We start from the raw sequence: 21,905 nt of genomic DNA, 5'->3' as shown, positions 1-21,905 counted from the left end.
ATCGGCTTCCCCGTCTCCTCAACGATCCGGACAGCTCCCTCACGGAACTCCCGGTCGTACTTCTTCCGCTTCTCTGACATCACCACTCCTTATAGCTGATGCCTCTACGGTCCGGGGGGAACCTCACTCTGCTGGTCGAGATGACCATTGGCTCCCGGCACGAGAATGTCCTCATAGTGGGAGCGGTCGAAGAAGCCAATAAGCCCGGGTGTTGGCACCGCCTTGCGGATGCGCCACAGGAATCCGTGGCGGCGCTCCTCCTCGGTAGGCGTTTTGAAGGCGGTCAGGCGCACCCCTTGGGGGTCCACCAAACCCATGACGTGCCGGGCGATCCCTCCCTTCCCGGCGGTGTCCAGCCCCTGGGCGACCACTAGGACCCGCTTGGATGAGCCCTCCTTGGCGGCGGCGAAGAGTCGTTCTTGAAGAGTGGCCAGCAGGGGGGTGACGGCGGCGACGTAGGCCCGAGCGTCGGCTTCGGAGCCGACCCACCCGGGTGTGGCGGCACGGTCCAGGGAGGCCAGGTTAAGGCTGGAGGTGGCCTTCAGGGTTTCACGCGGATCCGCCACCCAGCGACTTGTCCCTGAGCCGACGGCGCAGTGCCCGGTCAGCGCCGTCGCACCCGTGCGGTTCTTGCCCACGTTCTCCCCCTGCCTTGTCCGGGCTCGGGCCGTTTTCCCGAGCCCAACCGTGCCAGAGTATCGGCAGGCCGCGGCTCGGGCAGGGGGAATGCGGGCCCGAGGACCGGCGCCCGAGAGCTGGAGTCGGGGCGCTGAGGTGGGGCGCAGCGTCGGGGGCTCAGCCCAGGATGGCCAGGTAGCAGGCCACGCACTGGCACGCCCAGGCCAGCACTGTGCACACGTGGAAGACCTCGTGGAAGCCGAACCAGCGGGGAGCCGGGTCGGGGGACTTGCGGGCGTAGACCACGCCGCCCAGCGTGTAGGTCACTCCGCCCGCCACCAGCAGCCAGACGATCGCCGGGCCTCCCGTGGTCCAGAACTGGGGCAGGAACCAGACTGCGACCCAGCCCAGGATGATGTAGAGGCCGGTGGTGAACCATCGCGGTGCGCTCATCCACACCAAGTTCGTCACTGTGCCGATCACTGCGCCCGCCCACACGATGGCCAGCACCAGGGTGGCGGTGCCGGTGGGCAGCAGGGCAATGGACAGGGGGGTGTAGGTGCCGGCAATGAGTAGGTAGATGTTCGCGTGGTCAATGCGCCGCAGCACGGCTGAGACCCGGGAGGACCAGTGCCCATTGCCAATGTGGTAGACGCCGGAGTTGGCGAAGAGCAGGAGGGAGCAGGTGAGGTAGACGGCACTGGCCCATGTCTTGGCGGCGCCGTCGGCCAGAACGACCAGAACAATGCACGCCGCCAGGGCGAGGGGGGCGGTGCCCGCGTGGATCCAGCCGCGCAAACGGGGTTTGACGGCGGCAATGACCCCCTCGGCGGCCTCCCGGACGGCGCCCGTCAGTCCGGGCGAATTGGGCGAGTCGGGTGAACCAGGGGCGTCGGGAGTGTCCACAGCAGTGTCGACCGGATGCTGGTCTGGCGGCATGATGCGGGCAGGCGCATTGGTGCTCATGGTCGGTCCTCCTTGCGGCGGTCGGGAACGGCTGCCGTACAGCAACCTACGGTTCCGTAGGTTACGGTAGCGTAGGTTGCTGGGAGAACAATGGGTGTCCTTCACCTCATCATCTCACCGGATCGTCTCACCGGGCCCCACCGCGCCACCGAACCCCATTGCCCCGCTGAGCCCCACCGCACCGCTGGGCCAGGCGCCGCGCACGACCGCTGGGCGCGTTACCGTTGGGGAGCGGCAGGCCCGCGCTCGGACATCCTCAACCCGCTCCCACCGGAGGCACGCATGGCAGGCGACAACCTGATCTACGAGCTCTACGAGCGCCGCCTCGCCTCACAGATCAAGCCCGACCGAGTCCCCCGGCACGTCGGGGTCATCCTCGACGGGAACCGTCGCTGGGCCAAGTCTATGGGCTTCGGCGCTTCCCAGGGGCATAAGCGCGGGGCGGACAAGATCTCCGAATTCCTCGGCTGGGCCGAGCAGGCCGGCGTGCGCGTGGCCACCCTGTGGCTGCTGAGTACGGACAACCTCTCCCGCGATCCCGCCGAGCTCTCGCCCCTGCTGGACATTATCGTCGGCGCCGTCGATGAGTTGTCCGCCGCCGGCCGCTGGCGGCTGCGCCTCGTGGGCGCCGTCGACCTCCTGCCCCCGTCCATGGCTCAGCGTCTGCGTACGGCGGTGGCCTCCACTGTTGGGCCGGAGCAGGGCGGTCGCGCCGACGAGCGCATGCAGGTCAATGTCGCTGTTGGCTACGGCGGGCGCCAGGAGATCGCCGACGCCGTGCGCGACGTCCTGCGCGAGCGCGCCGCCGCCGGGCACTCCCTGGAGGACGTGGCCCAGTCCCTGTCCGAGGAGGACATTACCGCCCACCTTTACACCAAGGGCCAGCCCGACCCCGACCTGGTCATTCGCACCTCCGGCGAGCAGCGACTCAGCGGCTTCTTGCTGTGGCAGTCGGTGCATTCGGAGTTCTACTTCTGCGAGGCGTACTGGCCCGACTTTCGGCGCATTGACTTTCTGCGCGCCCTACGCGACTTTGCCCGCCGCGAACGGCGCCTGGGTAAGTAGCGCCGCTCCCGCCACTCTCCCTCGACTCTCCCTCCTCCAACGAAATCCTCACAGCGCGACGTCCACGGACGCTGTGCTGTGAGGATTTCGTTGGAGGAGGGGAGGGTGGCGGAGGCGCGGGGGCGCGGGGGCGCGGGATGTCGGCGCGCTGCGTCTTGGCCGTAACCTGACATACAGTGAGAGGCGTCACCGTCGCGGGTGCGGTGTTGTCGGCATCCACGACGGGTCACCAGGAAAGGCCCTACCGATGCGAACCTATGTCCTTGACACGTCCGTGCTCCTGTCCGACCCGCGGGCGATCACCCGCTTCGACGAGCACGAGGTAGTTCTGCCGGTCGTTGTCGTCACCGAGCTTGAGGGCAAGCGGCACCACCCCGAGCTCGGCTACTTCGCCCGCAGCGCCCTGCGGCTCCTGGATGCCCTGCGGGTGCGCCATGGGCGCCTGGACCGGGCCATCCCCGTCAATGATGTCGGTGGGACTCTGCGCGTGGACCTCAATCACGTCGAGCCCCACCACCTGCCCGAGGGGCTGCGCCTGGGGGACAACGACACCCGCATTCTCTCGGTGGCCGCCGCCCTGGCCGACGCCGGCTCCCTGGTCACCGTGGTCTCCAAGGATTTGCCCATGCGCATTAAGGCCGCCTCCGTGGGCCTGGCCGCCGAGGAGTACCGCGCTCAGCTCGCCATTGACTCCGGTTACACCGGCATGACCCGCATTGGCCTCACTGAGGCGGAGCTCGCCCGCCTGTGGGATCAGGGGGTGCTCGACCCTATGGTGCTGGAGTCGCCTGAGAGTCGTGAGGCGCTTGGGGGCCAGCCCGTCAACACCGGGGTGGTGGCCGCTTCGCCGCGCGGCAGCGCCCTGGCGGTGCTGGCCGAGCGGGGGCTGCGGCTAGTGCGCGCCGACCGCGAGGTCTTCGGTCTGCGCGGGCGCAGTGCCGAGCAGCGCATTGGCCTGGACCATCTTCTCAACCCTGATGTCGGCATTGTTTCCCTGGGCGGGCGCGCCGGCACCGGCAAGTCGGCGCTCGCCCTGTGCGCCGGGCTTGATGCCGTGGTCAACCGGCAGGCGCACCGCAAGATCATGGTGTTCAGGCCCCTGTATGCAGTGGGCGGGCAGACTCTGGGCTTCTTGCCGGGCTCGGACGCCGAGAAGATGGCCCCCTGGTCCGAGGCCGTCTTCGACACCCTCTCCTCCGTGGTGCCCCCCGATCGCATTGACCGGGTCCTGGCCAACGAGCAGCTTGAGGTGCTGCCCCTGACCCACATCCGCGGGCGCAGCCTGCACAACGCTTTCGTCATTGTTGACGAGGCCCAATCCCTGGAACGCAATGTCCTGCTCACCGTGCTTTCGCGCGTGGGTCAGAACTCCAAAGTGGTCCTCACCCACGACGTCGCCCAGCGCGACAACCTGCGTGTGGGCCGCTGGGACGGTGTTGCCTCAGTCATTGAGGTGCTTAAAGGGCACGCGCTCTTCGCCCACGTGGACCTGGTGCGCACTGAGCGCTCTGAGATCGCCGAACTGGTCTCCAGCCTCTTGGACGAGGTGCCCTTGTACTGACCCGTCCCGAGGGGGCAGGGCCGAAGAGGGTCAGGGCCGACGGCGCCGCGGCACCGGGGCACCGGCTGAGCGGGGGACGTCCTGGGCGGCCCAGCCGGGTGATCAGAGGGTTCACGGCGCCCCGCCCAGGCCGGGGGCATCGGGCGGCCCAGCGGGTCGCCGGCATGGGCGGGGGCACCCATGCCGGCCGCCGACGGGCGCCGCGGGGCGGCCCCGCCGGGCCACCCCGGGCCTGTCAGCCGAGCTCGTCGCGGGTGGGCGGGTTCGCCCCCGCGCGCGAGACCGTGATGTCGGCGATGGAGGCGGCGTGGCGCACAATCCGCTCCACGGTGTCGGCATCGACGGTGCGCAGGGCCTCACGGCGGTCTGCTCCCACCAGGTTCTCGCTCCACAGGGCGTCCTCCAGGCCGCCCATGAAGGAGTCCCCGGCGCCCACGGTGTCGGCGACCACGACATTGGGGTCGGCGGGGACCTCCAGGCGCACGCCCGAGGCGCTCAGTGCCAGCGCCCCCTTCTTGCCGCGGGTGACCACGACCAGCGACGGGCCGATCTTGAGCCAGCCGCGCAGCACCTCCTCCAGGTCGCAGTCCTCGCCGTAGAACCAGGTGATGTCCTCGTCGGAGCACTTGACCAGGTCCGACAGGGCCACCAGGGCCTCAACAGTGGCGCGAGCCTCCTCGGAGGTGCCCATGAGTTGAGGACGGGCGTTGGGGTCGTAGCAGATGGTCGAGGTGGCGCGGAAATCCTTGAGCACGGAGGCCACGGTGGAGGCGCCCGGCTCCAGGATGGCGGCGATTGAACCGGTGTGGACGAGCAGCGGGTCCTCGGTGCCCCGGGTGCGGGTCGGGTAGGGCGGGTTCCAGTCCAGGTCGAACACATAGGTGGCGGCGCGGTCTTCGCCAATGGTCGCCTGGGCCGTCGAGGTGCGCGCGGCGCCGTCGCAGCCAGTGGTCAGGCGCACCCCGGAGGCCTCGAGGTGCGCCCGCACGGCCGTGCCGCGCGGGTCGGTGCCGATCCAGCAGTCGAGCTCGACGTCGCGTCCCAGGCGGGCCAGGCCCAGGGCGACGTTGGCCGGCGACCCGCCGGGGATGTCGACCGGCTCTTCGCCGGGGTGGATGACGACGTCGACGAGTGCTTCGCCAATGACGAGGGCGGTTCCCGGGCGGCCGGGGGCGGTGGTGGTCACAGCTGGCTCCTTGTGCTCGTGGGGTGGGGTGTGACGGCGGTTCCGGCCCGCCGGGTGCGGTCGACGGGCGGGTGTTTCAGGAGGTCGGACTGGTGTGCTCGGTGACGGCGGCGAGGCGGGCTCGGGCCTCGTCGAGCCACGACTGGCAGCGGGCGGCAAGAGCCTCGCCGCGCTCCCAAAGTTCCAAGGCGTCTTCGAGGGGTACTTGGCCGGCCTCAAGGCGCTGGACCACGCTGACAAGCTCCTCGCGCGCCTGCTCGTAGGAGAGCTGGGCGACGTCGGCGCCCAGCTCATGGGCCCGAGAGGCGGCGGCGTCGGGGGACAGGCTCATGTCGGGATTATGTCACGGGCGGATGCGGGCGCGTGTGCGCATGAGAGAAGAGATCCTGACAAGAAGAACGTATGCCAAAACGTATTGACGGATACGTGAGGCGGGAGTAGCATGATACTGTCAAAACGATTTGGCGAAGCAAGGATCTCTGGCCCCGCTTCGCGCTACCGAAGGACAAGGATGTCGGCTCCCGCACTCGATCCTCTTGCTCGACGTGGCCCATCGCTCCGGTCGCGCATCTTGCGCCACTGGCAGCTCTACGTCCTGCTCATCCCGGCTTTGATCTACCTCATCGTATTCAAGTACTGGCCCATGTATGGAGTGCAGATCGCCTTCCGCAACTACAATCCCATTGATGGGTTCATGGGCAGCGAGTGGGTGGGGCTCGAACATATCACCCGCTTCCTCCAGTCATTCCAGTTCGGCCGGGTCTTCTTCAATACGATAGCCATTAACGTGCTGGGCCTGGTGTTCGGCTTCCCGGTGCCGATCATTCTGGCCCTGCTCATCAATCAATTGGGCTCCCGGCGCCTGAAGTCATTCATTCAAACGGTCCTGTTCTCCCCGGCCTTCATCTCCACGGTCGTAGTGGTCGGCATGCTCTTCGTCCTGCTGTCACCGCGCTCGGGGCTGGTCAACAACGCCATCACCCTGATCGGGGGCGAGCCGATCAATTTCATGAACGAAGAAGGATGGTTCAGGCCGATCTACGTCATGAGCGACATTTGGCAGAACGCCGGCTTCTCCATGATCATCTACCTGGCGGCGCTGGCGGCGGTGGACCCCAGTCTTCACGAGGCGGCCCGCGTTGACGGCGCCAATCGCTGGCAGCGCGTGTGGCACATTGACCTGCCCAGCATTCGCCCGGTGGTGTCCATCATGTTCATCCTCGCGATCGGCAATCTGCTGAACATTGGGTTCGAGAAAGCGCTGCTCATGCAAACCGACCTCAACCTCGGCGCCTCCCAGATCATCCAAACATATGTGTACGACGTCGGCCTCAAGAGCGCACAGTTCTCCTACTCCGCCGCCATCTCCCTGTTCAATTCCGTCCTCAACATGATCCTGCTGCTGGTGTTCAACCAGGTCGCCAAGCGGGCGGGTCAAACGAGCCTGTTCTGAGAGCCGAGGAAGAAGCACATGAACACCACTGCTCCCGCAGTCGCTGCCTCCGGGCGACGGGACGCGAGCCCCTCGTCCCCGCGCGAATCCTCCCCGATGCGACGCTTCTGGGACAGGGCGGCCGACCCCCTCTACGCGCTGTTCGTGATCATCCTGCTGGGCGGCGCCGTTGTCGCCATCATCTACCCATTGTATTTCGTGGTCATCGCCTCCATCTCCGATCCCAATCAGGTCTACGAGGGGAACGTGTGGCTGTGGCCCAAGGATATTACCTTCGAAGGTTACGCCCGGATCTTCTCCACCTCCACGGTCCTGCGGGGGTTCGCTAACTCCCTGCTGTATACCGTGGTGGGCACCGCCGTGTCGGTGTGCTCCATCCTGGGCGCCGGTTACGCCCTGTCGCGCAGAACCCTGCCCGGCCGCAACCTCTTCATGGCGCTGTTCATCGTCACCATGTTCTTCGACGGCGGCATGATCGCCCGCTACCTGGTGGTACGGGACCTGGGAATGCTCAACACAATGTGGGCGGTCGTGCTGCCCGGCGCCATCGGCGTCACCAACCTCATTATTGCGCGGACGTTCTTCCAGACTACGATCCCCGAGGAACTGCATGAGGCCGCCGCACTCGACGGCTCCAGCGAATGGCGTTATTTCTTCCAGATCGTGCTGCCGCTGTCCAAGGCGCTCATCATGTTGCTGGTGGTCACCCACGCGGTCGCCTACTGGAACTCGTTCTTCGACGCCCTGATCTACCTGAACGAGGACACGAAGTACCCGCTTCAGCTGGTGCTGCGCAATATCCTCATCCAGTCCGACGTCTCCGGTTCGGGAGTTTCCGCGACCGGCATGGACTCCTATGCGGAATCCCAGCGCATCGCCGAACTCATGAAATACGGGATGATTGTGGTGTCGACCTTCCCGCTGCTCGCCGTGCTCCCGTTCACCCAGAAGTACTTCGCCCAGGGCGCCATGATCGGCGCCGTCAAGAGCTGAGAGGCCCCCATGCACACCGCATTCCGTCCCACCTCGCCCCCCTCGCGCCGCTGCGTCCTGCGGGCCGGCCTGTATGGCGCTATCGCCCTGAGCCTGGCCGCCTGCTCGAGCAAGAAGACCGACGCCGACTACCGGGTCCCCGACGAATCCGCCTCGGTGGGCCTGACCGCCTCCGGCAATCCCATTGTCACCACCCCCATCACCATCACCGCCACGGGCTCGCGCTCGGCCCTGTCCGTGCCCTACGAGCAGATGAGCCTGACCCAGCAGTGGGCGGCGGAGACCAACATTAACGTCGACTGGGGCATTCTCACCGAGGACGTGTACGCCGAGAAGAAGAACCTCCTGCTCGCCTCGGGGGATCTGCCCGACATCCTCTGGAACACGGGGCTGACTGACGCCGAGGTCGCGACCTACTCCAACAACCACACCCTCGTCCCCCTCGACGACTTCTTCGCCGACAACTGCCCGAACATCACGGCCCTGCTGGAGGCCCGACCGGACATCCGCTCGGCCATCACCAGCGACGACGGCCACATCTACACCCTGCCCAGCGTTGAGGAGCTCGGCTTAGTCCAGTTCCCCAACTTCCTGTACATCAACACCGACTGGTTGGCGGCCGTCGGCAGGCAGATGCCGACGACCATCGACGAACTCCACCAGACGCTCCTGGCCTTTAAGGACAAGGATCCCTCGGGCACCGGCAAGATCCTGCCGCTGTCCTTCGTGCCCGGCTCCTTCTGCGCCAACCCCTGGGACATTGTCGCCGCCTACGGCGGCCAGGCGGACAACAATGAGCACCGCATCGTTATCGACCGCAAGGCCGTGTTCACGGCCGCCACCGAGCCGTGGAAGGAGGGCGTCAAGCAGCTGTCCACCTGGTACTCCGAGGGCCTGATCGACACGGAGTCCTTCTCCCAGGACGACACCGCCTACCTCGCCAAGGGCAAGACGGAGAAGGAATCCCTCGCCGCCTTCTACTGGTGGGAGGCCACCGAGTTCGTCGGGGAGGACCGCGAGGCCCACTACGAGCTGTGCCCGGTGCTGGCCGGAGCCGACGGGACGCGGCGCGCCAGCGTGTCCAACAACCAGGAGATCTCCCGCGGCGCCTTCGCCATGACCCGCACCTGCCGCTACCAGGCGGCCGTCATGCGCTGGGTCGACATGATGTACGACCCGGTCATGTCCGCCCAGAACAACTGGGGCCCCATCGGGGTCACCCTCCAGTACAACGAGGACGGCATCCTCGACCAGATCCCGGTGGCGGAGGGGGAGTCGGCCGGCGAGCGCAGGCAGAAAGTGGCCCCGGGCGGGCCCAAGGCCATTACCGCCGACGACTTCGTCACCGTCGTCCTGCCCGAGCCGCGGGCCGCCCTGCGCCAGGAGCAGGTTACGAGCCACTACGCCCAGTGGGCCGCCAACGACCCCTTCCCGCCCTTGACCTTCACCAACGCCGAGCTCGACGATCTCACCCTCATCGAGGCCGACGTCTCCACCCTGGTCAAGCAGAAGTTCGCCGCCTGGGTGGCTAAGGGCGGCATTGACGCCGAATGGGATGACTACCTCGACGACCTGAAGTCAACGGGCCTGGACCGACTCATGGAGATCTACCAGGCCGCCCTGGACCGCTACTACAAGGAACTGGACCAGAGCTCGTGACCACCACCTCCACCACCGCCACCACCTTCTCGTCCCGGCTCCCCGCCTGCCGCGGGGGGACTCCGAGCTCCTCGACCTCAGGGGCCTCAGGGGCGGTAACGCCCGCCCCCGCCCGCTCCCTGGAGATTGCACCCATCGAGCAGGCGGGGCGGGCGGAGGCGGACCCGACCCGGCCGCGGTGGCACGTCACCCCTGCCTGGGGCTGGCTCAACGACCCCAATGGGCTGAGCATCTGGCCCGGCCCCGACGGCGACGACCTCATTCACCTCTTCTACCAGCACAACTCCCGCGCCCCCCTCCACGAACTCATTGAGTGGGGGCACCAGTACTCGCACGACCTCATCCACTGGACGGACCTGCCCGTCGCCCTGGAGCCCGGGCCCGAGGGCCCCGACGCCGCCGGCTGCTGGTCCGGCGTCGTCGTGGAGGACCTGCGCCCGGACGGGACCCGCGTACCCACCATGGTCTACTCCGGCGCCTCGGACCGGTCCACCCAGACCTGCTGCCTGGCCACCGCCGACTCCGCCGACCCTCTGCTGACCCGGTGGGTCAAGGACCCCGCCAATCCCGTCATTGACGCGGCCCCCGTCAGCGTCGGCCTGGACCTGCCGCAGATGCGCGACCACTGCGTGTGGCGCGAGGAGGGGCGCTGGTACCAGATCATGGGGGCGGGCCTGCCGGGCGCGGGCGCTCATGGCGGCCCGGGCGGGGCGGTCCTGTGCTTCTCCAGCCCGGACCTGCGCCACTGGAGGTATGAGGGGCCGCTGGCCGTCGGCGACGGGGATGTGGACGCCACCGGCACCGTCTGGGAGTGCCCTGAGCTGGCCCGCCTGGACGGGCCCCGGGGGCCGGTCGACGTACTGTGCATCTCCGCCTGGCATGAGGAGCGCACCCTGCGCTCAATGTGGATGACTGGGCGGCGGACCGGCACCCGCATGGAGGTGGGGCTGACGGGGCGCTCCGATCTGGGGGAGAACTACTTCTACGCCCCCCAGTCCCTCACCCTGCCCGACGGGCGCCGTGTCACCCTCGGCTGGATGCAGGACGGCCGAACCAGGGCCCGGCGCCTGGCGGCCGGGTGGGCGGGCTCTATGAGCATTCCGCGCGAAGTCCAGGTGGCCGCCGACGGCACTCTGCGCTTCCGCCCCGTGGCCGAAGTCGCCTCACTGCGCACCCGCCCCCTGATCCGGGCCGGCGGCGAGGCGGCCCGCGGCGCGGCACTGCACGGCCGCAGCGTGGACCTGCTCCTCACTGGTCGACTGGAGCGGGAGGGGGCGGCCCTCACTATTGACGTCGGGCTCAGCACCGACGGCGCCCGTCGGACCCGACTGCGCCTGGAACGGGCGGGATCGGCTTCGGCGGCCCCCGCCCCTGCGGGCCAGGCGGCCTGGGAGGGTCGGCTCAGCTTGGATCGTTCCTCCAGCGCCGCACTGGGCTCGCCCTGGGCGACGAAGGAGACGGACAGGCTTTCCGGCCCCGTACCGCTGGGACCCGCCGGCGAGGTCGAGCTGCGCCTGCTGCTGGACCGCTCCAGCCTTGAGGTTTTCGTCGGCGGGCAGCCCCTGTCGGCGCGCATTGGCGTTGACCCCGCCGACTCGGGCATTATGGTCAGCGCCTCCGCGCTGGTGGGCGCCCACCTGGAGGCCTGGCGGATGGGGGAGGCGTACCCGAAGAGGAGACTGGAGATTTAAGGCCCAATGGCGAGGGTGACGATCCGGGACGTGGCCAGGGAGGCCGGTGTCTCCGTCACCACGGTCTCCCAGGCCCTCAACCGGCCCGCGGGCTCCCGCGTGGCCGAGGAGACCCGGGCGGCCGTCAACGAGGTGGCCCGGCGCCTGGGCTACCGGGCCAACCCGTCGGCCCGTGCCCTGCGCACCCGCCGGACGGACACGATCGCCCTCATTGGCCGGGACCTGGTGACCACCGAGTTCCTCGGGGGCCTTATCCGCGGCGCCCAGGAGGAGGTGCGCCGGCACGGCGGGCTCCTCATTGTGGCGGACACCGGCGACGATGGCGACGCCGTCGTCCAGGCCCTGCGCGACCACCAGGTTGACGGGATCATCCTGGGCGCCTACTACCACCAAGAGCTCACCGTGCCCCGGGCCCTGGCCGGGATGCCGACAGTCCTCGTGAACGCCTTCACCACTGAGGAGGGCTGCTCCTGGGTGGTGCCCGATGAGGAGGCCGGGGGCCGGGCGGCCGCGGAAGTCCTGCTCGCCGCCGGGCACCGGCGCGTGGCCATGATCGGCAACCACGACGACATCCCGGCTGCGCACGGCAGGCGCCGCGGCTTCTCCGGGCGCTGCCGGCGTTCAGGGGTCGAGCCGGTCGTCATTGACTGCACGCCCACCGCGCAGGCCGCCCGGGACGTCGCACTCGGGCTGCTGACCCGACCGGACCGCCCTACGGGCATCTTCTGCTTCTCCGACACCATGGCCATTGGCGCATACTTCGCCGCCGCAGCCTTGGGGCTGCGCATCCCGCAGGACGTTTCCGTCGTCGGCTTCGACGCCATGCCCCTCATTGACCACTCCCTCGCCCCGGCACTGACCTCGGTGGCCCTACCGCACGCCGAGATGGCGGCCTGGGCGGTTGAACGGCTGTATGAGCAGCTGGCCGGCAGCGGGCACGGGGCCAGCAGGACGGCCGGGGCCGTGGAGTCGGGCGGTGAGGCGAGACCGCCCAGGCGCGAGAGGATTGTGGGGCGCGTGGTGGAGGCGGATTCCGTTGCCGCCCCACCGCCGTCGTCCTCCGCCTGAGGGCGGCCGGCAGGCCGGGTGGTGGGCGGTGAACTATTGGGCCGCCGATTCCGACCTGGTGGCCCCGACCACCTGGGCGACCAGCCTCCCGGAGGCCAGCACCCCCTCAATAAGGTCACCCCGCTTAATGTCCTCGGCGCTGGTGACAATGGCGCCGCTGGGGGTGCGCAAAATGGCGTAGCCGCGGTCGAGCACGCCTTGGGGGGACAGGGCGCTCAGGCGGGCGCGCTCGGCGTGCAGCCCGGCGTCGGCCAGCGAGACCTGGTGGGTCAGGCAGCGGCGGATCCGCTCGGTGGCCAGCTCGATCTCCGCCTCCCGGTCGCGGATAATGACGCCGGGATCGGCCATAACGGGGCGGGCGCGCACCTGGTCCAGGCTGCTCTGCTCGGCCTCCAGCCGGGCGGACAGGGCGGCGCGGGCGCGCTCGCGGGCCTGGTCCACCCCGAGCGTTTCCTCGGCCAGGTCTGGGACGATGCGCCGGGCGGCGTCGGTGGGCGTGGAGGCCCGGTAGTCGGCGACCAGGTCGAGCAGGGGGCAGTCGCTCTCGTGGCCGATTGCTGAGACCAGGGGGGTGCGGCAGGCGGAGGCCGCCCGGACCAGGCCCTCGTCGGAGAAGGGCAGCAGGTCCTCGACGGCGCCACCGCCGCGGGCCACCACAATGACATCAACATCCTCAATGGCGTCCAGCTCCCCAATGGCGGCGGTGACCTCGGTAACGGCCCGCGCCCCCTGGACGGCGACCTCCCGGACCGCGAAGGGCAGGCCGGGCCAGCGCAGGCGGGCGTTGACGACGACGTCGTCCTTGGCCTTGGCCTCCCGGCCGCACACCAGGCCCACCCGGCGGGGCAAGAAGGGCAGGGGGCGCTTGCGCTCGGCGTCGAACAGGCCCTCGGCGGCCAACACGCGGCGCAGCTGCTCAATGCGGGCCAGCAGGTCCCCAATGCCGACGGGGCGGATGTCCTCGGCCTGGAGCTGGAGGGAGCCGCGCCTGGTCCAGAAAGTGGGTTTGGCGTGGACGACCACGCGCGCGCCCTGGTTCAGGGGCGACCCGGCTCGGCTCTCAATGGCGGCCATGACGCGGGTGTAGATCGACACGTTCATGGACATGTCCGCCTCAGTGTCCCGCAGGACCAGGAACTGCATGCCCGCCCCCGGGCGGCGGTTGAACTGGACAACCTGCCCCTCGACCCAGACGTGGCTCATGCGCGCCACGTACTCGTCGATTTTGGTGTTCAGCAGCCGCAGGGGCCACGGGTTGTCCGCTGTGGTGAGGTTCGCGCGCGGCGCCAGTTCGCGGCGGGTCGCGGGGTTGGCTTGGGACTGGTCTGTCACGTGCACCACTGTGCCATGCCCGGCCCTGGGGGCCCGCCCTGGCCTGTGGCACAGTGGGAGGGTGAGGAGCACGCAGACTACTGAGACCGCGCCGGCCACGGGCCGGGCCGCACAGGCCCTGGACGGCGCGCAGCCCCCGGTGCCGGAGCCGCAGGATGCGGGCGGGCGCATCCTTCTGGCGGCGCCGCGCGGGTACTGCGCGGGCGTGGACCGGGCGGTGGATGCGGTCGAGCAGGCCCTGGCCCACTACGGCGCCCCCATCTACGTGCGCAAGGAGATTGTCCACAATAAGTATGTGGTGGAGGCGCTGAGCCGCCGCGGGGCCGTGTTCGTGTCCGAGACTGATGAGGTCCCCGAGGGCGCCCGCGTGGTTTTCTCCGCCCACGGTGTCTCCCCGGCGGTCCACGACCAAGCGGCGGCCCGTCACCTTCAGACCATTGACGCCACCTGCCCGCTGGTGACCAAGGTGCACAAGCAGGCGGTGCGCTTCGCCGCGGACGACTACGACATTATCCTGGTGGGCCACTCCGGCCACGAGGAGGTGGAGGGAACCCAGGGGGAGGCCCCCGACCACATTCAGGTGGTCAACGGCCCCCACGAGGTGGATCGGGTCCAGGTGCGCGATCCGGAGAAGGTGGTGTGGATCAGCCAGACCACCCTGAGTGTGGATGAGACCCTGGAGACGGTGCGCCTCCTGCGCGAGCGTTTCCCGCAACTGGCCGACCCGCCCAGCGGCGACATCTGCTACGCCACCCAGAACCGTCAGGCGGCGGTTAAGGCCATTGCCCCACGGGTTGATGTCATGATCGTGGTGGGTTCGGGTAATTCCTCGAACTCGGTGCGGCTCAAGGAGGTGGCCCTGGAGGCGGGGGCGCCGGCGGCCTACCGCGTCGACTACGCCCGCGAGATTGACCCGGCCTGGTTCACGGGCGCGGCGACTGTGGGCTTGACCAGTGGCGCCTCCGTGCCCGAGATCCTTGTGCGCGACGTTATTGACCGCCTTGGTGAGCTGGGTTTCGGCGGGGTCGAGGAGGTGCGCACGGCCACCGAGAAGATCGCCTTCTCCCTGCCCAAGAATCTGCGCGCCGACCTGAAGGCGGCCTCCGGCGGTTCGCCGGGGCGCCACCGGCGGCGCGAGCCCGCCGCCAACCACACCTGCTGACCGGTCGCCCCGCCGGCGGGCGCAGGCGGGGCGCGGGACAGTACAGTCCTGCCGGGTGCCGGGTGGTGCGCCTATTGCGGCGGGCCCGCAGCCAGTGCGGGGCCGTGGGGCGGTCTATGACTCGCCCGTCAGTTCGGGGGCGGCGAAGCGGCGCACTTGGGCGGCGTCCGCCGGGATTGGCGTGGGCGAGCCCAGGTCCTCGCCCAGGGCCTCGAAGGAGCGGGCTGTGACCAGTAGGCGCGACTCCACTGAGCCCACGGCACGGTTGTAGGCGGCGACGCTCTTGGCCAGGGAGGATCCCAGGGAGTCGAGGTGCCCGGCGACCACGCCGAGGCGCTCGTAGAGCGTGCGGCCCAGGGCCAAGAGTTCGCGGGCGTCGTCATTGACGGCGGTGCGCGCCCAGGCCACGGCGCAGGTGCGCAGCAGTGCCAACAGGGAGGCGGGCGAGGTCAGCGCCACCCCCCGTCCCAGGGCGTGCTCCAACAAAGTAGGGTCGGCCTCCAGGGCGGCTGAGAGGATCGGCTCGGCCGGGACGAAGAGGACGACAAGCTCGGGGGAGTCCTCCAGCCCCTGGGCGTAGTGGCGCTCGGCCAGGGCGTTGACGTGAGCTCGAAGCGCCCGGGCGTGCGCCCCCAACAACTCGCTGCGCCGGGTGCTGGCCTCCTGGTCGGGTCCACCATCGGCCTGTGCCTTTAAGGCACAGGCCTCCAGGTAGGCGTCCAGGGGCACCTTGGCGTCCAGGGCCAGGTGCCCATTGCCGGGCAGGTGGACCACGACGTCGGGCCGCGCCCGCGCGGGCGCCCGGCCGGAACCGCTGCGCCGCCCTACCACTGCGGCGAGGCTGCGCTGCTCAACGAAATCAATGTGCCGCATCATCCCCGAGGCCTCCAGGATGCGCGCCAGCTCCACCTCCCCCCACAGGCCCCGCGCCGAGCGGGAGCGCAGAGCCCCCTCCAGGGCCGTGGTGGCCCGGCGCAATTCGCGCTGAGACAGGGCCCCGGCGCGCAACTGCTCGGTGAGTGTGGCGTGCTGGGCGGCCCGCTGCTTCTCCATCTCCTCGACCCGTGCCCCCACCTGCTCCAGTTGGGCGCGCACGGGCGCCAGGGCGCGCAGCACCGACCCGTCCCGTTCCGCCCGCTCCTCAGCCAGGGCGGTGCGCTGGGAGAGCTCCTCGGCGCGCGCCCGCCAAGCGGCGACCTCGGCGCGAAGGGTCGCCACCTCATCTCGCCCCCCTGCCCGGGCCGAGGCGTGACGGGCCACCGCCCAGGCGTACCCCAGGGCGATGCCGACGCCCAGGCCGAGCAGGAGCACAAGGATGGTGCTGATGGTCATGGACCCATGTTGCCGCACGAGTCCGACACGAATGAGGACCGTTTAGCCGTGGGCCGGCGCCGGGCTCCTCCTCACCGGGGCCGCCTCCAGGAGCCCCTGCTTCCTGGAGGCGGCTCGGCGGCTCCCGCCGGCAAGGCGCCGGCTCCAGGGGCGCCCGCCTCCAGGGGTCCGGCCTTGGAGGCGGCGGCGACCGGTGCCCGGCCCGCCGCGGACCCCCGCCCCTCTCCTCCTGCTCCTCCTGGGGAAGGAGGCGGCAACGCTCGAGGATCACTCAGCGGTCCGATCCGCTGCCGCCCGTTCCAGCACATGCTCTCACCGTGAGCATCCTGACCTCGATCAACGTGGCTTCGCCCGTGTTCGTCGCCATCCTGGGGGCGTTCGTCCTGCTTGTGATCCTCCTGGCGGCCGTACTCATGGTGCGCCGCCGCCAGCGCGCGGCCGGCCGGGTGGGGGGCGACCATCCGACCGGACGGCCCCGGGCCGTGGCCGGCATCGTCGTCGTCGTCCTGGCCGTGCTGGGGTGCCAGGTGTTGACCGCTGGAGCCGTGGTGGCGCACGTCAACGCCTCCTTGCGTTTCGCCCCCACCCTCGGTGATGTCATCGCCCTGGGCCGGGGAAGCCTGACCAACCAGGGCGCCGCCCAGGTTGTTACACCCACTCCTGTACCCACCACCCCGCCCGGCGCCACCCCGGACCCGCGCGACGTAGCCACCTTCACCCCGGCTGATTCCGGCTTCGTGAAGACCACCCTGAGTGGGTGGCGCAGTGGCATCACCCAGGACGTATGGGTGTGGACCCCGCGCGGTTACTCCCCGAACGACGGCCAGACCTACAACGTTATGATCTACCTCTACGGCATGCCGGGCTCCACGAGCGGCACCGCACGCAACCTCGCCGCCGCCACCGCCCTCCAGGAGGCCATTGATGCCGGACGCCTGCCGCCATCGATCATGGTCATTCCCGAACTCAACGCCGACCCCGTTCAGCGGGCCAACCCCGACTGCGCCGACGTCGTCGGACACGCCAAAGTCGGCACCTGGGTCCAAGACGACGTCCCCGCCATGATTCGCGCCAGCTTCCCCAACGTCAGCGCCCAACGTGAGGGGTGGGCGGTGGCGGGGCTCTCCTCGGGCGGCTACTGCGCCATGTGGACGGCCCTGAACCGTTCAGACATCTTCGGGTCGGCCCTGGTCATGTCCGGCTACGACCGGCCCGTCTACGGGGGCATGAGCACGTCCGAGACCCTTAAGCAGGAGAACACCCTGACCCGGCTCCTGGCCGACCACCCCCACCAGCCCCTGCACCTGTGGGTGCTGGGGGCGCAGGACGACGCCGACGCCTACGCCCTGGCCAGCGGCGCCGCATCCGCGGTGCCCGCCACGGACTCGCTGACCACGCTCACGCCGACCACCGGCGGGCACTCCTGGAGGCTGTGGGCCAGTCGGCTCCCGACCGCCCTGGAGTGGTGGGGAGCAGCCACCAGCGCCTCCCCTGGGGGCGGGGCCGCGGCGGGCGCGACGGCGGCCACTCCCGGCGGGACTGCACACGCCGGAGCACAGGCCGGGACCCCCGGCGGCGGGGGCTCCCTCATGGAGCGCGTGACGACGTCGTTGCGCTCCATCCAGGGCGCCGGCGCCATTACCCTGGCCCTCCTGGCCGCGGTGGGGCTGACAGTGTGGAGCGTCATGGGCCCGTGGCGCCCCAAGCGCCTGCGCACCCGGCGGGCCTGGGCCGGTGCCGTAGCAGCGCAGGCCCTGGTCATAGGCGCCTCAGGGCTGGTCATGACCCTGGCGGTGGCCATGCTGATCAACCGGCTCGGAGACTTCTACCCCACCTGGGAGGTGGCGCTGGGCGACCTCGCCCCCGCCCTGGTGTGAAGTGAGACGGCGGCACTGCGGGGCGGCACCGTGCGGGGGCGCGCTGCTGGGCGCCGGGCGGACGACCCCGAGGAGAGGAGATGCGGCGGGGCGCGGGCCGGGCGCCGGCCCGGGGCGGATTGGCGCCCGAGGCGTGGCCTAGACTCGCACCGTGGCACTCACCATTGGAATCGTCGGACTGCCCAACGTCGGCAAGTCCACCCTGTTCAACGCGCTCACCCGCGCAACCGTCCTCGCAGCGAACTACCCCTTCGCCACGATCGAGCCGAACATCGGCGTCGTCCCCCTGCCCGACGCCCGCCTGGACGCGCTCGCCGAGGTCTTCGACTCGGCGCGGACAGTGCCGGCCACCGTGTCCTTCGTGGATATCGCCGGGATTGTGCGCGGCGCAAGCGAGGGGGAGGGGCTGGGCAACCAGTTCCTGGCCAACATTCGTGAGGCCGACGCCATCTGCATGGTCACGCGCGCCTTTGACAACCCCGACGTCGTCCACGTGGACGGCGCAGTGGATCCTGCCGGCGACATTGAGACCATCGCCACCGAGCTGGTGCTGGCGGACATGCAGACCATGGAGAAGATGATCCCGCGCCTGGAGAAGGAGGTGCGCGGCAAGAAAACCGCGCCGGCGGTGCTGCAGACCGCGAAGGCGGCATTGTCGATCCTGGAGGAGGGCACCATGCTGTCGACGGCCCTCGCCTCGGGGGCCGCCGCAGAAGCAGGGGTCGATGAGGAGGCGCTGCGCACCTTCCAGCTCATGACCACCAAGCCCTTCATCTACGTGTTCAATATGGATGACGCCGGCATGAGCGATGAGGCCAGGCAGGCCGAGCTGCGCGCACTGGTCGCCCCCGCCGAGGCCATCTTCCTGGACGCCCAGTTCGAGGCCGAGCTGGTCGAGCTGGAGCCGCAGGAAGCGGCCGAGATGCTGCACGACAGCGGGCAGGAGGAGTCGGGCCTGGACAAGCTGGCCCGGGTCGGTTTCGACACCCTGGGCCTGCAAACCTACTTGACCGCCGGCCCCAAGGAGGCCCGCGCCTGGACCATCCGCAAGGGGGCGACGGCGCCCCAAGCGGCCGGCGTCATCCACACCGACTTCGAGCGCGGCTTCATTAAGGCCGAGATCGTCAGCTTTGAAGACCTCATGAAGTACGGCTCCATTGCCGAGGCCCGCGCCCACGGCCGTGTGCGCATGGAGGGCAAGGAGTATGTGATGGCAGATGGCGACGTCGTCGAATTCCGCAGCGGACTGGCCTCTGGGGGTAAGAAGTAAGATCGCGCTCAGGGTGCTCGCCTCCCATCTTGCCGGCGTGCGATGCTGTCTCCTTGTTAGGAGAAGTTGTTGGCCCGCCAGTCGGACTCCAGAGCCCGTTCTTAGCGACCCGCCCCGCCCAAGATGCTGCTATCTTGTTCAGGCAGTTGGCCTGGTCTTGCTCGGTGCCCGGCAGGGTGCGGTAGGGGGCCAGGGCCTGCCGGTAGGGGGCCAGGGCCTCCTCATGACGACCCAGATCATTCAAGGCGCCACCGATATTGACCAGGCAGCCGGCCTGTTGACGCTGAGTGCCGGGCAGAGTGCGGCAAAGACTCAGGGCCCTCGTGAAGGCGGCGGCTGCCTCCTCCAGGCGCCTGGTTTTGAGCAGCCGGATACCCTCGTCGAAGGACTCCTGGGCACCCCGGAGGAGCTCGTCACGGGAGTTCCCCTCCCCGTGTGCCATGACTCTCCTATCCGTTGCGGACAGGAGTATTCCAGCACATCAGGAGCGGCCCTGGGCGTCCCTCAACGGGCCGGGTTCCCACCGGAGCCGACCGTCGAAACGCGGGCCCGCCCCCGGTCAACCGATATCGACAATGACCTTGCCCGCCCCGTGCCCGGTCTCAATCATGGCGTGGGCCTGAGGAATCTCGGACAAGGGGAATCGCGCCCGGATAATGGGGGCCAGCTGCCCGCGCTCGACCAGGTCCGCTAGGGCCGTGAGACCCGCGGGGCTGGGTTTGACGGACATGAAACTGGCGGTGGGCCCGGGCAGGATCCTGGACAAGAGGGTCATGGGAACGCCGGCCGCCGAGATCGTGATCAGTCGACCCGACGATGCCAGGGTGCGGCGCAATCGCCACAGGTTCTTCCCAACGGTGTCGAGCACCGCCTGGTAGCGCCCCGCCAGCGTCGGCCACGGCACGGCATCCGGGTCGAACCGGGACTCAGCCCCCAGTTGCCGCAGCAGCTCCTCATGCCGTGCCGAACTGATCGTGTCCACGAGCACGCCGCGCGCCCGAGCCACCTGGATAGCAGTGCTCCCCACACCCCCGGCGCCCCCCACAATGAGCAGCCGGGAGCCCGCCTCAAGATTGAATTCCTCCAGCGCCTGCCAGGCCGTGACGCCCACCAGGGGGAGCGCGGCGAGGTCGGCGAGGTCACCTGAGGCGGGGGCCGGAGCAACGAGATCTGCGTCCACCGCGATCTGGGCTGCTGCCGTACCTTGCTTGCCCAAACGATCGGTGCCGAGGAACCCCCACACCTGCTGCCCGGGCTTGAAGCCATGAGTCTGCGGCCCGGCACTGAGCACCGTCCCGCTGAAGTCCAAGCCGGTGGGCTGCGGCAGGCGGCGACCAGACATGATCTTGTAGCGGCCGGCGCGGGCGGCGGTGTCGATCCGGTTGACGCTTATGGCCCTCACCCCCACCACGAGGTCGTGCGGCCCGGCCGTCGGGGCGCTCACCGATACGACGCGCAACACCTCCGGCGTTCCAAAACGCTGGTACTGCACGGCGGGCATTGTGCCGGGGTCAGGGGTTTCCGTCTGCATTGCGAGTACCTTCTTCCTGAGGGTCCTGAGGGTGGGATTGTGGGAGGCGGTCGACGAGCTCCCTGTGAGCCAGCCGTCGCAGCCCAATGAGGATGGGGTCGTAGATTGCGGTGCCGAGCACGGCGGCCTGCGCTGCCCTGCCCGGGGAATCCAACGGCAGATGCTTGAAGTCCGCGGTGGCGCACTCGCGGGCGGCGTGGGCGTAGGCGGCCAGATGCTCGGGGTCAACGCAGACGCCGCACTCGTTGGCCAAGGCCATTGCGGCCAGGAGCTGGGTCACATACGGCGCGTCGGGCAACTCGTCGAATCCGACGGCGGCCAGGGATGCGCGAGCATCGGCCAGGTCGACGTCGTCAGCGGCGTGGTCAGCGCCCTGGGCCCCCGCCAGCGGCAGGGCCGTGGTCGCGTCGACCATTAATGTCGCCGGGCTAGCCGCCTGATCGCCAATCAGCTTGAGGATCTCGCGGACCTGGCGGATCGACAGGCCGACGACGTGCACCAAGCCCCGGATGAGCCGGAGCTGGTCCACGGTCTCTTCATCGTCCACTCCGCGATCCTGACCGGGTTGGATCAGCCCTTCGCGAACGTAGTACTTGATCGTCGCGATGGGGATGCCGGACCTCTGCGACAGTGCCGAGATAGACGCTGTCGCTCTTCCTCGAGCCGTTCTACTTGCCATGGACGGATAGTAGCACTATCTATAATGGGATGCCAGCGCTTAGCGCTCTCCTCGCGTGAGCCGCCCAACGGACAGTGCTTGTATCTACAGAACGCGTCGTTGCATGTACCGGGAGGCGCCGCGGGCCGACGACGGAGGGGCCACCTGCGGACAGTCGGGTCCGGTACGCCCGTGCGGGCAGCTCTCCTGTTCGGCAGGGACCCGCCTGCGGGCGGCCGGGCCCGGCACGGCAGCGGCGCCCGGGGCAGCATCCCGGCCGGCCTCATTGTCGGGGCGTTGCGCGACCGCGACCTGCCCGGGCCGGCGATGGCACCCGGCCTTGACGTCCGTCATGGACTAGTGTCGCGTGTCGTTAGTGTCTAGACGGTTGGGTGTTTGGGAGTATGTGGGTATGGCTCATCCTGGTGCTCCTGGTCTTGTGCTTCGTGATGGTGATGGTGAGGAGCTTGGGCGTTGGTTGCG

The 21,905-nt window shown here is 69.3% G+C and carries 18 protein-coding genes and 1 pseudogene; 10 read left to right on the top strand and 9 right to left on the bottom strand.

Annotation, left to right across the window (positions count from 1 at the left end):
- Positions 1–104: 104 nt before the first annotated feature.
- Positions 105–638, bottom strand: a complete 534-nt coding sequence (locus EUC46_RS11770) for a polyphosphate kinase 2 family protein (RefSeq protein WP_206645990.1) — start codon at positions 636–638, stop codon at positions 105–107.
- 157 nt (positions 639–795) lie between these two features.
- On the bottom strand, positions 796–1,584 hold the full coding sequence (gene trhA / locus EUC46_RS11765; RefSeq protein WP_128774352.1) for a PAQR family membrane homeostasis protein TrhA: 789 nt from the start codon (positions 1,582–1,584) through the stop codon (positions 796–798).
- 282 nt (positions 1,585–1,866) lie between these two features.
- Between trhA and EUC46_RS11760 the strand changes: the two genes are divergently transcribed.
- Together EUC46_RS11760 and EUC46_RS11755 are read left to right on the top strand one after the other, a co-directional pair.
- A complete protein-coding gene (locus tag EUC46_RS11760; RefSeq protein WP_128774351.1) occupies positions 1,867–2,649 on the top strand; it encodes an isoprenyl transferase in 783 nt (260 codons plus the stop codon).
- 247 nt (positions 2,650–2,896) lie between these two features.
- Positions 2,897–4,210, top strand: a complete 1,314-nt coding sequence (locus EUC46_RS11755; protein WP_128774350.1) for a PhoH family protein — start codon at positions 2,897–2,899, stop codon at positions 4,208–4,210.
- Between the two features lie 235 nt (positions 4,211–4,445).
- Here EUC46_RS11755 and EUC46_RS11750 read toward each other — a convergent pair whose 3' ends face one another.
- Together EUC46_RS11750 and EUC46_RS11745 are read right to left on the bottom strand one after the other, a co-directional pair.
- A complete protein-coding gene (locus tag EUC46_RS11750; protein WP_128774349.1) occupies positions 4,446–5,396 on the bottom strand; it encodes a carbohydrate kinase family protein in 951 nt (316 codons plus the stop codon).
- Positions 5,397–5,472: 76 nt separating this feature from the next.
- Positions 5,473–5,727, bottom strand: a complete 255-nt coding sequence (locus tag EUC46_RS11745) for an exodeoxyribonuclease VII small subunit (protein ID WP_128774348.1) — start codon at positions 5,725–5,727, stop codon at positions 5,473–5,475.
- Between the two features lie 180 nt (positions 5,728–5,907).
- Between EUC46_RS11745 and EUC46_RS11740 the strand changes: the two genes are divergently transcribed.
- From EUC46_RS11740 to EUC46_RS11720, 5 genes are read left to right on the top strand one after another with little or no spacing between them, the layout of a single operon-like run.
- A complete protein-coding gene (locus EUC46_RS11740) occupies positions 5,908–6,849 on the top strand; it encodes an ABC transporter permease (RefSeq protein ID WP_164918832.1) in 942 nt (313 codons plus the stop codon).
- An 18-nt stretch (positions 6,850–6,867) separates the two neighbouring features.
- Positions 6,868–7,842, top strand: coding sequence for a carbohydrate ABC transporter permease (locus tag EUC46_RS11735; RefSeq protein ID WP_128774347.1), 975 nt, complete (start codon positions 6,868–6,870; stop codon positions 7,840–7,842).
- 9 nt (positions 7,843–7,851) lie between these two features.
- Positions 7,852–9,501, top strand: coding sequence for a type 2 periplasmic-binding domain-containing protein (locus EUC46_RS11730; protein ID WP_241655563.1), 1,650 nt, complete (start codon positions 7,852–7,854; stop codon positions 9,499–9,501).
- Entirely contained in the window at positions 9,498–11,192 is a 1,695-nt protein-coding gene (locus EUC46_RS11725; RefSeq protein WP_128774346.1) for a glycoside hydrolase family 32 protein, read from the top strand. Before EUC46_RS11730 ends, EUC46_RS11725 begins: the two co-directional genes overlap by 4 nt.
- Positions 11,193–11,207: 15 nt before the next feature.
- Positions 11,208–12,260: a LacI family DNA-binding transcriptional regulator gene (locus EUC46_RS11720; RefSeq protein WP_164918831.1), complete on the top strand. Its 1,053-nt coding sequence runs from the start codon at positions 11,208–11,210 to the stop codon at positions 12,258–12,260.
- Positions 12,261–12,293: 33 nt separating this feature from the next.
- On the opposite strand, the gene xseA is transcribed toward EUC46_RS11720, so the two are convergent.
- On the bottom strand, positions 12,294–13,601 hold the full coding sequence (xseA, locus tag EUC46_RS11715) for an exodeoxyribonuclease VII large subunit (protein WP_241655562.1): 1,308 nt from the start codon (positions 13,599–13,601) through the stop codon (positions 12,294–12,296).
- Between the two features lie 109 nt (positions 13,602–13,710).
- On the opposite strand from xseA, the gene EUC46_RS11710 reads away from it, so the two are divergent.
- Entirely contained in the window at positions 13,711–14,754 is a 1,044-nt protein-coding gene (locus tag EUC46_RS11710; RefSeq protein WP_241655564.1) for a 4-hydroxy-3-methylbut-2-enyl diphosphate reductase, read from the top strand.
- 114 nt (positions 14,755–14,868) lie between these two features.
- Here the strand turns inward: EUC46_RS11710 and EUC46_RS11705 are convergent, their stop codons facing one another.
- A complete protein-coding gene (locus EUC46_RS11705) occupies positions 14,869–16,086 on the bottom strand; it encodes a DNA recombination protein RmuC (RefSeq protein ID WP_128774342.1) in 1,218 nt (405 codons plus the stop codon).
- 317 nt (positions 16,087–16,403) lie between these two features.
- Between EUC46_RS11705 and EUC46_RS11700 the strand changes: the two genes are divergently transcribed.
- Both EUC46_RS11700 and ychF read left to right on the top strand, forming a co-directional pair.
- Entirely contained in the window at positions 16,404–17,963 is a 1,560-nt protein-coding gene (locus tag EUC46_RS11700) for an alpha/beta hydrolase (protein ID WP_128774341.1), read from the top strand.
- A 151-nt stretch (positions 17,964–18,114) separates the two neighbouring features.
- Complete coding sequence (gene ychF / locus EUC46_RS11695; protein ID WP_128774340.1) at positions 18,115–19,233, top strand: redox-regulated ATPase YchF; 1,119 nt, start codon at positions 18,115–18,117, stop codon at positions 19,231–19,233.
- Between the two features lie 199 nt (positions 19,234–19,432).
- On the opposite strand, the pseudogene EUC46_RS13490 reads toward ychF, so the two are convergent.
- The 3 genes and pseudogenes from EUC46_RS13490 to EUC46_RS11680 form a co-directional block, all read right to left on the bottom strand.
- Positions 19,433–19,675 (bottom strand): annotated as a pseudogene (locus tag EUC46_RS13490) (tetratricopeptide repeat protein); the annotation flags it as partial.
- 117 nt (positions 19,676–19,792) lie between these two features.
- Entirely contained in the window at positions 19,793–20,764 is a 972-nt protein-coding gene (locus EUC46_RS11685) for an NADP-dependent oxidoreductase (protein WP_128774338.1), read from the bottom strand.
- Positions 20,745–21,443, bottom strand: a complete 699-nt coding sequence (locus EUC46_RS11680; RefSeq protein WP_128774337.1) for a MerR family transcriptional regulator — start codon at positions 21,441–21,443, stop codon at positions 20,745–20,747. Before EUC46_RS11680 ends, EUC46_RS11685 begins: the two co-directional genes overlap by 20 nt.
- Positions 21,444–21,905: the final 462 nt, after the last annotated feature.

Source organism: Actinomyces oricola, assembly GCF_004104015.1.
GTDB classification, from domain to species: domain Bacteria; phylum Actinomycetota; class Actinomycetes; order Actinomycetales; family Actinomycetaceae; genus Actinomyces; species Actinomyces oricola.
This window is presented reverse-complemented; position numbering and strand designations above follow the sequence as displayed.

Bases quoted from the DNA above. Each gene is read 5' to 3' on its own strand.
- trhA (WP_128774352.1), bottom strand. From the start codon at position 1,584: ATGAGCACCAATGCGCCTGCCCGCATCATGCCGCCAGACCAGCATCCG.
- EUC46_RS11760 (WP_128774351.1), top strand. From the start codon at position 1,867: ATGGCAGGCGACAACCTGATCTACGAGCTCTACGAGCGCCGCCTCGCC.
- EUC46_RS11755 (WP_128774350.1), top strand. From the start codon at position 2,897: ATGCGAACCTATGTCCTTGACACGTCCGTGCTCCTGTCCGACCCGCGG.
- EUC46_RS11745 (WP_128774348.1), bottom strand. From the start codon at position 5,727: ATGAGCCTGTCCCCCGACGCCGCCGCCTCTCGGGCCCATGAGCTGGGC.
- EUC46_RS11740 (WP_164918832.1), top strand. From the start codon at position 5,908: ATGTCGGCTCCCGCACTCGATCCTCTTGCTCGACGTGGCCCATCGCTC.
- EUC46_RS11735 (WP_128774347.1), top strand. From the start codon at position 6,868: ATGAACACCACTGCTCCCGCAGTCGCTGCCTCCGGGCGACGGGACGCG.
- EUC46_RS11730 (WP_241655563.1), top strand. From the start codon at position 7,852: ATGCACACCGCATTCCGTCCCACCTCGCCCCCCTCGCGCCGCTGCGTC.
- EUC46_RS11705 (WP_128774342.1), bottom strand. From the start codon at position 16,086: ATGACCATCAGCACCATCCTTGTGCTCCTGCTCGGCCTGGGCGTCGGC.
- EUC46_RS11685 (WP_128774338.1), bottom strand. From the start codon at position 20,764: ATGCAGACGGAAACCCCTGACCCCGGCACAATGCCCGCCGTGCAGTAC.
- EUC46_RS11680 (WP_128774337.1), bottom strand. From the start codon at position 21,443: ATGGCAAGTAGAACGGCTCGAGGAAGAGCGACAGCGTCTATCTCGGCA.